This window comes from Bartonella silvatica, from assembly GCF_040545155.1.
GTDB classification, from domain to species: domain Bacteria; phylum Pseudomonadota; class Alphaproteobacteria; order Rhizobiales; family Rhizobiaceae; genus Bartonella; species Bartonella silvatica.
This window is the reverse complement of sequence record NZ_JBEPLI010000001.1, coordinates 121,514-134,167: the sequence shown is the minus strand read 5'-3', so window position 1 is coordinate 134,167 and position 12,654 is coordinate 121,514. Positions and strand designations below refer to the sequence as shown.

7 protein-coding genes are annotated in these 12,654 nt (G+C 39.3%); 2 read left to right on the top strand and 5 right to left on the bottom strand.

Annotated features, from left to right (window positions below):
* Positions 1 to 357: 357 nt before the first annotated feature.
* The 4 genes from coaBC to gyrB all read right to left on the bottom strand — a co-directional run bounded on the left by coaBC (position 358) and on the right by gyrB (position 6,770).
* Positions 358 to 1,788 carry a bifunctional phosphopantothenoylcysteine decarboxylase/phosphopantothenate--cysteine ligase CoaBC gene (gene coaBC / locus ABID23_RS00500; protein ID WP_354188250.1) on the bottom strand — a complete coding sequence of 477 codons (1,431 nt, stop codon included), beginning with the start codon at positions 1,786 to 1,788 and terminating at the stop codon, positions 358 to 360.
* 64 nt (positions 1,789 to 1,852) lie between these two features.
* Positions 1,853 to 3,439 carry a 2-polyprenylphenol 6-hydroxylase gene (gene ubiB, locus ABID23_RS00495; RefSeq protein ID WP_354188248.1) on the bottom strand — a complete coding sequence of 529 codons (1,587 nt, stop codon included), beginning with the start codon at positions 3,437 to 3,439 and terminating at the stop codon, positions 1,853 to 1,855.
* A 2-nt stretch (positions 3,440 to 3,441) separates the two neighbouring features.
* On the bottom strand, positions 3,442 to 4,224 hold the full coding sequence (ubiE, locus tag ABID23_RS00490) for a bifunctional demethylmenaquinone methyltransferase/2-methoxy-6-polyprenyl-1,4-benzoquinol methylase UbiE (RefSeq protein ID WP_354188246.1): 783 nt from the start codon (positions 4,222 to 4,224) through the stop codon (positions 3,442 to 3,444).
* 113 nt (positions 4,225 to 4,337) lie between these two features.
* A complete protein-coding gene (gene gyrB / locus ABID23_RS00485) occupies positions 4,338 to 6,770 on the bottom strand; it encodes a DNA topoisomerase (ATP-hydrolyzing) subunit B (RefSeq protein ID WP_354188244.1) in 2,433 nt (810 codons plus the stop codon).
* 1,076 nt (positions 6,771 to 7,846) lie between these two features.
* On the opposite strand from gyrB, the gene ABID23_RS00480 reads away from it, so the two are divergent.
* On the top strand, positions 7,847 to 8,731 hold the full coding sequence (locus ABID23_RS00480) for an ABC transporter substrate-binding protein (RefSeq protein ID WP_354188242.1): 885 nt from the start codon (positions 7,847 to 7,849) through the stop codon (positions 8,729 to 8,731).
* 11 nt (positions 8,732 to 8,742) lie between these two features.
* Here ABID23_RS00480 and ABID23_RS00475 read toward each other — a convergent pair whose 3' ends face one another.
* Entirely contained in the window at positions 8,743 to 10,275 is a 1,533-nt protein-coding gene (locus ABID23_RS00475; protein WP_354188240.1) for a YifB family Mg chelatase-like AAA ATPase, read from the bottom strand.
* Positions 10,276 to 10,686: 411 nt separating this feature from the next.
* Here ABID23_RS00475 and ABID23_RS00470 point away from each other — a divergent pair, with 411 nt between their 5' ends.
* Positions 10,687 to 12,648, top strand: a complete 1,962-nt coding sequence (locus tag ABID23_RS00470) for an autotransporter assembly complex protein TamA (protein ID WP_354188238.1) — start codon at positions 10,687 to 10,689, stop codon at positions 12,646 to 12,648.
* The last annotated feature ends 6 nt before the right edge of the window (positions 12,649 to 12,654 follow it).

The window sequence follows — 12,654 nt, the reverse complement described above, 5'->3', positions numbered from 1 at the left end:
TCAGTGGCCAGCATATGCATTCTACGTGAGAGCAATGAATATGGTTGCAAGTTAGTTTAGATTAAAATTGTCACCTTCTAGAATAAGGTTAAGAATTCTAGAAATCATGATAGGATTTTTCTGCATAACTCATGAAATAAAGAGCATGCTTGTCTATCAAGAAACATCACCAATTGAGTTATTTGATAAAAAAACTGAAGTGTACAGGAATTTATATCCCTTTATTAAGAGCAGAAAATTGCTTTTGGTGCAAAGATAGGCGCTTAATCAATCAAAAGTATCATATAAATAATTTTATGTAAGTTTAATTTTTATTGTTTTAAATATTTTCTGATGTCTGACCCGTTCGACAGAGTGTTAAGATTTTTCACTTGAAATAAAGCTTTTTCTCATCGATGCGTAGGGGGGATGAGAATCGAAAAATGACACAATAACCTCTGCCAATCTTTGTGCGACTTGCTGTTTACTCATGTGTGGCCATTGTTCAATATTATCTTTACTGACAAGACAAACTTGATTTGTATCAGCACCCATAACACTTGTACCATCATTATGCAAAGAAATATCATTAGCAAGAATGAAATCTGCACCTTTTTCGACACACTTTTTTTGTGCATTTGCAATAAGGTTAGAAGTTTCAGCAGCAAACCCTATCACTAGCGATGGACGGTTTGAAGCATGTCCAATGGTTGCTAAAATGTCAGCATTTTCGACCATATGAAAGGATGGTGGTGTTTTATGGTTGCTCTTTTTAATCTTGTGTAAAGATTGCGTTTGACTGCGCCAATCGCAAACGGCGGCGACAAAAACAGCACCATCAGCAGGCAATGCCGTTTGAACGGCTTGTAACATTTGATGTGCTGTTTCAACATGAATTGTTTTCACCTCTTGTGGATCATGAAGATGAACCGGTCCACAAATAAGTGTCACCTTAGCACCCAAATGTGCAAGAGCCGTTGCAATGGCGTGTCCTTGCTTGCCTGAAGAGCGGTTAGCAAGATAACGCACTGGATCTATTGGCTCATGAGTTGGGCCAGAAGTAACAATGAAATGGCGCCCAGAAAGTGGTTTTTGGTGCACGCCTAAAAGGTTTTCTATTGCTGCTACAATGGTCAAGGGTTCACTCATGCGCCCATAACCAGCTTCATCGCGTTCTGCCATTTCACCAATTTCTGGTCCTATTATATGGACGCCGTCTTTATGTAGTTTTGCAACATTACGCACAGTCGTTGGATGCGTCCACATTGCTGGATTCATAGCAGGTGCAATCAAGAGTGGACAACGTGCTGCTAAAAGCACACAATCAGCCAGATCATCTCCCATACCATTGGCTATTTTGGCAATACGATTGGCGGTAGCAGGAGCGACAATAATGAGATCAGCATGACGTGCTAATCGAATATGTCCAATATCATATTCCTCTTCATGAGAAAATAAATCACTATATACTGTACGACCACTGAGAGATGCAGCTGCTAAAGGTGTAATAAATTTTTGTGCTGCTTTTGTCATAACAATATTCAAATGCGCTCCCCGTTCTTGCAAACGGCGAATTAAGTCAAGTGATTTATAGGCTGCAATACTACCACCAATAATAAGCAAAATTGACTTTGATTGCAGTGATTGCATTTCAATGGGACTGACTTGAGAAGGAGATATGGTTGTCGTGATGGGGTTACTTAAAAGGCGACGGGCTTCCTCTTCCATAGAAATTCCATTTTTTGCAGCACGTATACGTAAAGCTTCTTTGATTTCAGGAGAGAGGTTACGAATGGTAATACTAGCCATAAAAGATACCCAAATATGATTGCAATGATCTCATCATTGCTATTTTTATAGCATATTAAGGAGATTATAAAGAATAAAAAAGGTAAAAAATGAGACAAACGCAGCAAAGCGCTATAATAAACAGGCTATAACGACCATAACGATTGGTATGACTTTGTTCGAGAGCAAGTCTTTTAATGGTTACAGGAGAAAGATTAAGTCCTGTTTCTCTCATTTGATTGAGGCCTTCTTCCATATGTTGAAAATTTTGTATCAATTGAGGTGTTTTGCGTGCCAACGAAAGAAGAGCTTGTGCTCCTTCACCAAAGTCTTTTGCCAGTCCTGCAGGTCCTAAGTTTTTACTAATCCATTCTCTGACGATGGGTTCAGAAGCTTTCCACATATTGAAATGAGGGTCCAATGTACGGGCTACACCTTCAACGACAACCATCGTTTTTTGTAGCAATAAAAGTTCAGGTCGTGTTTGCATATCAAATAATTCAGTGACTTCAAACAACAGTGTGAGTAATTTAGCCATAGAAATACTTTGTGCTGATTGCCCATGAATGGGTTCACCAATAGCACGATTGGCTTGAGCAAAGCTTTCAATATTATGGTTTGGAGGCACATACCCTGCTTCAAAATGAGCACGTGCTACCCGATGGTAATCGCGGGTAATAAAGCCGTAAAGGATTTCAGCAAGGAAGTATTTTTCTTTTTTGCCAAGCCGCCCTGTAATTCCCAAATCGACAGCAACAATACATCCTTTTGGATCTACAAATAAATTACCAGGATGCATATCGGCATGAAAAAAGCCATCACGCAATGTATGACGAAGAAAAGATTGAATAAGCGTAACTGCGAGCGCTTGCAAATTGAAGCCAGCCTCCTTGAGAGCAGAAGTTTCAGATATTCTTATGCCATCGATCCATTCCATTGTTAAAACATTACGCCCTGTTCGTTCCCAATCAATTTTGGGAACTCGAAAGCCTGCATCATACTGAATATTTTCAGCCATTTCTGATATGGCAGCTGCTTCCAACCGCAAATCCATTTCAATACGTGTACTTTGTGCTAAAGTATCAACCACACAAACAGGGCGCAGCCGTCGAGAAGCTGGGATATATTGTTCTTGTAAATGGGCAACAAGATAAAAGCCTCTTAGATCTTTCGCAAAACGTGTTCTGATATTGGGGCGGATAACTTTAACGGCACATTTTTTTTTATGACCGGTTCCATCATCATATTCAGCAGGATGAACTTGAGCGATAGAAGCAGCAGCAATGGGGGGGTGAAAATTTACGAATAAATCATTGATAGAACGGCCAAGTGAACTTTCAATTTGCATGATCGCTGCATCACAAGAAAATGTTTGCACACGATCTTGTAGTTGCGCCAAATCTTGTGCAATATCGCGTCCAACAATATCAGGTCTGGTAGCAAGAAATTGACCCAGTTTTATGTAAGAGGGACCAAGCCTATTGATAGCATAAGAAATATTTTCAGATCGTCGTTTCTTTTTTGTTTTACGTCGGGCGAGCAGACTCGCAGTACGATGACACAATGCTGGAAATCCTTTAAGATTATCACTCGGCAAAGCACTCAAAACTCCTTCACGTGCTAAAACCCACCCTGCACGCATCAATTGAAAGTAAGTGTAAATTTGCACCATTTTTAAATTTTCCAACCTGAATGCAGTGTTGCAATAGCACCTGTGAGATTGCGATATGATACCCGTGAAAAACCTGCATGAGCAATCATATGGGCAAAGTCATTTTGCTTAGGAAATTTGCGAATAGATTCAACCAAATAACGATAGGCATCGCCATCATTTGCAATGATTTGTCCAAGCTTCGGAATGACACGGAAAGACCAAAGGTCATAAAGCTTGTCAAGTAGAGGCATTTCAACATTTGAAAACTCTAAACATAGAAAACGCCCTCCCGGTTTTAAAACACGAAAAGCCTCTTTAAGGGCTTTGTCAATATGAGGCACATTGCGAATGCCAAAAGCAATAGTGTAGGCGTCAAAACTTTGATCTTCAAAAGGTAGATATTCTGCATTTGCTTCTACAAAATCGATCAAAGGAGCAAGCCCATTTTTTTGTGCACGTTTTTTACCAACATCGAGCATTGAGCCATTGATATCAAGGACTGTAGCATGAGCTGTCTTGCGTGAAGCATTCAGAATACGGAAAGCGATATCACCCGTACCACCCGCCACATCAAGAACCTTCCAATGAGGAAGCGCTGGCGGAGAGAGCCATGCGACCATGGAGTTTTTCCACACACGATGTAGCCCCAATGATAAGATATCATTCATTTTATCATAGTTTTCAGCAACAGAGTGAAACACATCATCAACCATGGATTGCTTTTGTGCTTCATCAACTCTTTTAAAGCCAAAGGAATGTTCCATACCACCTTTGGCTCCTACGCGTTCTGTTTCTGATGTCATGTGCATGACCTTCCTTATTTTTTATCGTAAATGAAGAACAGAAAGAATATCCAAATACGAAAAAACAACGTATAAAACCATGACTTTTAGAGTCAGAAACACAAAGAGCACCTTTAGATATCAAGATTGGCAACGTTTAAGGCATTGTCTTGAATAAAAATCCGCCGAGGCTCAACTTCATCACCCATTAGGCGGGAAAAGAGTGAATCTGCATCAGTTGCATCATTGATTTTAACTTGTAAAAGAGATCGCGCATTCGGATCAAGAGTTGTCTCCCAGAGCTGTTCAGCATTCATTTCTCCAAGACCTTTATAACGTTGGAGAGTAATGCCTTTTTTTCCATTTGTAAAAATGCTTTCTAAAAGGCTCATAGGTCCAAAAATACGCTCTGATTTATCTTTGCGGTGCAGGAGTGGAGGAGGACTATAAACGTCTGTGAAACTTTTAGAAACACGATCAATTTGCCGCGCATCAGCCGAGTTTATAAGCCCCGCATCTAGAGTAATAACATCTTTAACGCCGCGTAAAATACGTTCAAAGTGTAAACTTCCATCTGATGTGTATTGACCAGTCCAACCCCGTTCTACATCATCGGCAATTAAATCAAGACGATCAGCGACTGCATCTGCAGTTTTTTGCGCTTTTTCTGGTGTTGAAAGAGCTTCAGAATTAAAAACACCCGCAATAGCGGCTTGCTCAACAACTGTTCGATTATAACGTGTATGAAGACCATTTAAAAGTTGACGTAACATGCAGGCATCTTCAGCAAGTTGATGCAAGTCAGCACCTGCACGTACCTCACCTGTTGACAATTCTAATGTTGCCTCTTCTAGTCCACTATCAATGAGAAATTTTTCAAATGCTGTTTCATTCTTAATATATTGAGAGGACTTTCCGCGCGATACTTTATAAAGGGGTGGTTGGGCGATATAAAGATGTCCACGCTCAATCAATTCAGGCATCTGTCTAAAGAAGAAGGTGAGAAGGAGGGTCCGGATATGTGCACCATCAACATCGGCATCCGTCATAATAATGATTTTATGATAACGCAATTTATCTGGTGAAAACTCATCTTTACCAATGGATGTTCCAAGAGCAGTAATAAGTGTTCCAATCATGTCAGATGAGAGCATTCGGTCGAAACGTGCTCGCTCAACATTAAGGATTTTACCACGTAGGGGCAAAATTGCTTGATTTTGACGTGAGCGTCCACTTTTTGCTGATCCACCAGCTGAATCTCCTTCGACAATAAAAATCTCTGATCTTGCCGGATCACGTTCTTGGCAATCGGCAAGCTTTCCTGGAAGAGAAGTGATATCAAGAGCCCCTTTTCGTCTTGTGAGTTCACGTGCTTTGCGCGCTGCTTCACGTGCTGTTGCAGCTTCTACGACTTTACTAATGAGAAGCTTTGCTTCATTGGGGTGTTCTTCCAACCATGCTGAAAGACCTTCATTGACCAAATTTTCAACAATGGGGCGTACTTCAGAAGAGACTAATTTATCCTTTGTTTGTGAAGAAAACTTTGGATCAGGAACTTTGACAGAAAGAATAGCGGTAAGACCTTCACGGCAATCATCACCGGTTAGGTTAACTTTTTCTTTTTTTGCAATACCTGAAGATTCGGCATAGCCATTAATCTGGCGGGTTAAAGCGCTACGAAAACCGACTAAATGGGTCCCACCATCACGTTGAGGAATATTATTGGTAAAACACAAGACTTTCTCATGATAAGAATCATTCCACCATAGAGCAACATCAACGCTCATGCCATCCTTTTCACTTGTAATGTAAATAGGTTGATTAAGCAGTGTTTTTTTCGTTTGGTCAATGTATTTTACAAACTCAATTAATCCACCTTCATAATGTAATGTAACGGATTTAATATCAGCATGACGTTCATCAACAAGAAGAATATGCACACCAGAATTTAAAAAAGCGAGTTCTCGTAAACGGCGTTCCAAGGTTTCAAAATCAAACTCAACCATCGTAAACGTTTCAGGGCTTGGTAAAAATCTGATTTCTGTTCCACTTTCTGTGCCACAATCGTCAACAATTTTTAGCGGAAAGTCAGCAACTCCATGAGTAAACGACATTTCATGCGTTTTGCCGTTGCGTTTGATTTGCAATTTGAGCCAGACTGATAGCGCATTAACAACAGAGACACCAACACCGTGTAATCCACCAGAAACTTTGTAAGAGTTTTGATCAAATTTTCCCCCTGCATGCAGTTGTGTCATGATAACTTCAGCAGCTGAAATGCCCTCTGTCGGATGAATATCTGTTGGAATTCCACGTCCATTATCACGAACAGAACAAGAACCATCAGCATGAAGTGTGACATTTACAAGGGTAGCATGACCGGCTAAAGCTTCGTCAATAGCATTATCTACAACCTCGTAGACCATGTGGTGTAAACCTGAACCATCATCGGTATCGCCGATATACATGCCAGGACGTTTGCGCACAGCATCAAGACCTTTGAGAACTTTGATGGAAGCAGCACCATAGTCATCATTCTGCTTTAGTGAAGTTGTCTCATCACTCATAAGTTAATCCATTTCTGTATTCAATTTGCGATATTTCATCAAATTTTTCGAAGCTTAACATATTAATCAGTTATTTATGAAACAACCACATTAACATTTATCGTATCTTAGATCTATATTCAACATTTGTCAGTACATAACAAATAGAATGATTTTTACATATAAAACTCTTATGGTGCTGTTAAGCGGCATTTTAGATATACAGAAAAGGAAAAATGCGTTTGAGGAAATTTATCCTTATAGGGTGTGCGATGGTAAATTCATTGAGCACTACCATCTTTACACTTGCGAAGGTATAAGCACTTACTCATTGTATTTACAAGCTTTTGGATTTTACAACTGTTCCTGAATTGAGATACTTCATGAGAAGTATTTTTATTTCTTTTTTGTACAGTTTTTATCTATACGACAATTTCATTTGATGATGTGCAAGAATTTTTGATTCAAGATAAACAGATCTGGAATTGGGGAATCCCATAATATGCGGGACTTTCATTTAATATGAATGACAGAAAAATATCTATACGATGCGCATGTCTATCCATGATTCATGTTTTATAACATGAGCAGCATTGTTTGAATTTTTCCTTAGAGTTAAGATATCAGTGTTTTCTTGTGTTTTTATATATGCAAATTCGCTAAAACTTACCCGGGTTCAATTCTTTAAAGTTTAATGAAATTGTTAGACAAGGTCAAAAACCTATAACTTTTATCGCGCATAGAAGAAAAATCCGCACACATTTTTCAAAAGAATAGAATTTTATATTTTCCTGAAAGAAAAACATAAGACATGGGTATCAAGAAGAAGAAATGAACTTAACAGTGACAGAGAATTAGATACATATCTTGCTAAAGAAGTTGCTTGTTTTTACAAACAGCTTCCTTTACGCGTTTATATGAGGGGGAACACACTTTCTTAAATTTCTAATGTATATAATCGAAGATTGTAGAAAAGCTGTTAAATTTTTTGACGGTTTTGAGAAATTTTATTGATTAAAGCAGCAGATATTTCAGTTAAGTGCGTTAGATATTCTAACCAATAAGCGTATTTTAACTTTGAAAAATGGGGGGAGAGTTTGAAGATAAGGAAACTTATAAATAGATTTAATTTTCTTATGAGCATCTTGCCTTTAGTATATGGGGTTCTATTTTCTGCTTTCTCAGAAGCTAGAGCCGTTGAAAAATTGCCTTCTTTTTTTCATTCGCATAAATATTTGGTACAACCGGATGTAACTGGTATAACGCGTTTGCGTTTTGTAACAACGTTTGATTTTCCTCCTTTTAATTTTCTTGACCAAACAGGGCATCTTGCAGGCTATCATATTGATTTATTACGTGCTATTTGCTCAAAACTAAACCTTAACAATCTCTGTGAGGTAGAGGTTGTTCCTTGGGAAGAGCTTGTAAATCATGTTAAGGATGGTAATGCAGAGGTTATTATTGCGGGTTTAAAAGAAACCATTAAAACACACCAAGATCTTGTTTTTACGAAGTCTTATTTGCGTTTTCCTGCTCGATTTGTTGCTTCTCAATTTGTTGTATCGCAACTTGTGAATCTCGATGAATCAATAAGCGATAAACTTACCTATTTAAGCAGTGGGGTGTTGCTTAAAAGTGTTCACGAAAAGCTATTTCATAGTTACTTTCCTGAAGCCAAATGGCAAGGGTTTAAAGATAGAGCAGAGCTCTATAAAGCCCTAGAGGATCATAAAGTGGATCTCATTTTTGATGATGGGTTTGCTTTATCTCTGTGGTTAAATGATCCAAAATCTGCTGATTGCTGCCATTTTATTGGAGGAGCATATATGGCTCCACAGTTATTGGGGCAAGGAATGCGGCTTGCTGTTGCAAAAAAGAACGAAAAATTAATCGGTATACTCAATTATGCTCTGAAATCTTTAGAAGAGGATGGTAAGCTTGAAGAGCTTTATCTGCGTTATTTTCCCATAGGGTTTTATTGATAAGTAACTTCTTAGGCAGGAGCTTTTAACCTTTCCGTACCCAGTCTATAGGAAATAGCTTCTGCGATGTGATGGCGAGCAAGGTTGTCTGCTTCGTCGAGATCAGCAATAGTGCGTGCAACTTTGAGAATACGATGATAGGCGCGAGCAGAAAGATGCATCTTTTCACTCACATCGCGTAAGAGTTTAGCAGCGTTTGTGTCAGGAATGGCAATTTCTTCAATGATTTTAGCGGGACAATCACCATTGGTGCGAATATGGTCAAAGCCCAATTCTTTAAAGCGTTTTGTTTGAATATCACGACACCGTGCGACGCGTTTTGCAACATCGCAACTTTTTTCTGATTGTTCTGATTGCATAAGATCCATAGCTGTTAAAGCAGGGACATCAATTCGTAAGTCAATTCGATCAAGCAGTGGGCCAGAAATGCGGGATTGATAATCAATTTGACAGCGTATTCCTTTCGCACAAACATAACCTTTTTCTCCTGCCATACCACATCGACAAGGATTCATAGCGGCAATGAGCTGGATGCGGGCAGGATAGCTGATATGATGATTTGCACGGGCGATAACACATTCTCCACTTTCTAAAGGTTGACGCAGAGAGTCAAGGACCTGTGGAGAAAATTCAGGCAATTCATCGAGAAATAAAACACCATTATGGGCAAGAGAGACTTCACCTGGTCGCGCCTTAAGCCCACCACCGATCATTGCGGCCATGGAAGCGGAATGGTGCGGGGCGCGAAAAGGACAATGGAGTGAAATGGTATTATGGACTGTTTCGCCAGTGATAGAAGCAATCAAAGAAACATCTAAAAGTTCACGGCTATCAAGAGGTGGTAGAATGGAGGGCAAGCGCTGAGCGAGCATAGATTTACCTGCTCCAGGGGGACCAACAAACAAAAGGTTATGCCGTCCAGCGGCACAAACTTCTAATGCACGTTTAGCCGTTTTTTGCCCTTTAATTTCGCAAAGATCTGGAAGTTCAGTTTGAATAGTATATTGGCGTGGTTCTGGACGCCTTTGAATCTGGGTTCCTTTAAAATGATTGACCATAGTGAGGAGCGTTTCAGGGGCAAGAATATTCATTTCCGTGTTTGCCCATGCTGCTTCAGGTCCGCATGGGTGAGGACAAATAAGACCTTTATCGAGTGATAAAGCTGTCATTGCAGCTGGTAGGACACCATTGACAGCTGTAATAGAACCATCCAATGATAATTCACCTAAAATGACATATTCTTGTGCGACTTCGGGAGGAAGAATGCCCATGGTAAGCATTAAGCCTACGGCAATTGGCAAATCATAATGTGATCCTTCTTTAGGTAAATCAGCTGGTGCAAGGTTAATAGTAACGCGCTTACTAGGCATAGAAAGCCCACAAGCATGAAGAGCGGCCTGAACACGTTCACGACTTTCTGCAATTGCTTTATCGGCTAATCCAACAATCGCTATTCCTATTTTACCAGGGGAAATCATAACCTGTACATCGACAGGAACCGCTTCTAGACCGCGAAAAGCAACAGTTGTAATACGCGCGATCATTTGTTTATTCCCCCCTTTTATTTTAAAGAGAAAATCATATCTGCACATAAAAATCAACAAGAAGTGTTTCTATGGTTTTTTGGAGAGAGAGATCTATATACATACGCGATGTTTATAGTTCTCTCATGGAGAGTTATTTGCACAAATTTAACCATGATTATATGTGGTTCAATAAAGTATTTATAATGAGCTAAATGAGTATGTTAGAAAAGAAAGAGAAAGGCCGTTTGTGTTGCATGGGGGGCAGAGTTTTATGAGTATAAGAGGGCGAGGGGTTATGTATTATAAGAAGAGATTATTATTTGATGTAATCAAATATGTTAAGTATTGATAATAGGCATATTTATCTTTCTTGTTCAATGTTATTTATAGTATAAATAGATGTAAGCTGTATTGAGGGTATCTGGTTTTATGGTATACCAAACGGGCGTTTTTTTAAAATCAGGAACTGTGCGCAGTATATTGATAGGCTTATGTTTCGTCTGTATTTCTTCTCAACCACTTTCAGCATTTGAATTGTTTGGCATTCCTATTTTTGGTAAAAAGAAAACAAATTCTTCTTTACATGGTGTGCATGGCACAGAAAAATTTTATAAAGTTGATGTCGTGGTACCATTAGGTGCACCACCGGAGGGTATGAAAATAGTCAAGTCGGTATCTTCTCTTCTGGCAGATAAAGATAAAGCATTTAGTTCTTCCGGTTTGTTAGCAAAAGCACGTTCAGATTATCGAGCAATTCTTTCTGCTCTTTATGCTGATGGACGTTATGGTGGTATTATTAGTATAAAGATTAACGGTTTAGAAGTTGCTGACTTAAGTCCGGTGACTCAACTTCCAGCACAATCCAGTATTGTGATTACAGTTGATGCTGGTCCAAAATATGTTTTTAGTGTCGCAAGTATTGATAAAGTTGCTCCATTTGTAAAACATAAAACCAATAAAATACCCACGATTGAATCATTAGGATATAAGGTTGGTACTGTTGCTAAATCTGAAAACATTCTAAAAGCGGAAAAATGGGCAATTGAAGGATGGCGTCAACAAGGTTATGCGAAAGCTAAAGTTAAAAAGAGCGAAGTTGTTGCTGATCATGCTACACGTTTTATTGATGCAAAAGTTTCTGTTGATCCTGGACAAGTCGCTTATTACGGTCCTTTAACTGTGCGTAATGTTAGTAAGAAACCACGTGTAGATTCAGCTTATATTGCGTGGATGACAGGATTAAAGCCAGGTCAAAAGTACGATTCTGATGCGTTAGCAAAAGCGAGTGAACGGCTTGCACGACTTGATGTTTTTCATGCAGTGAGTATCCGTGAGGCTGATCAAATTAACCCCGATGGGAGTTTACCGCTTACACTTGTTTTACAGGAACGTAAACCCCGTCGTTTTGGTGCAGGTGGCCGCTATTCGACCTTAGATGGTGCTGGTTTTGAAGCTTATTGGATGCATAATAATCTTTTTGGTCACGCCGAACATCTTAAAATTGAGGCAAAAGTAAGCGGTATTGGAAGCAATAAGAAGGAATCGTATCATCTGAAAAATTTTGATTATCTTTTCGGTGGCACATTTATAAAGCCTGGTGTATTCACCCCCGATACCAATTTCAGGACAGAGCTGAAGATACAGCAAGATGTTTTAGATAATTATACGACAAAGGCTATCAAAGGAAACTTTGGTATAACGCATGTTTTTAGTGATAATCTATCGGGGCAGGTTGCTGTGGAAGCTTCTAACGGTTATTCACGTGATATCTATTTTGGGAGACGTCATTTTACGACAATTGGGTTTCCGAGTAGTTTAATTTACGATAGTCGTAATAATAGGTTTAATGCGACAAAAGGTTTGTATGCTGAAGTAAATGTTGAACCTTTTTATGAAGTGCGCTCTAATAACTTTGTCGCAAAATTGACTATGGAAGGTCGTTCTTATTGGGCGTTTGACGAAAAGGATCGCTTTGTTTTTGCGGCGCGAACAAAGCTTGGCACAATTCTTGGGAGTCATTCAGCACAAGTTCCTTCAGATACGCTCTTTTTTGCTGGTGGTGGCGGGTCTGTTCGTGGTTATGCGTACCGAAATATTGGTATCAAAACAGACAATGATGCTATTGTTGGGGGACGGACACTTGTTGAGGGAACAGCAGAGTTACGCTTTTCTTTAAACAATAAAATAGGGCTCGTCAGTTTTCTGGATGGTGGTTTGGTAGGGGGAAAAGAAAATTTTGATTTTTCTCAAAAAGTTAAATGGGGGGCAGGTATTGGAGGTCGTTATATGACAGGTCTTGGACCTTTACGCGTTGATTTAGCTTTTCCTCTTAAACGGGAGAAAGGTGATCCTCGTATGGGGTTTTATGTGGGTATAGGGCAAGCATTTTAAGGAAAA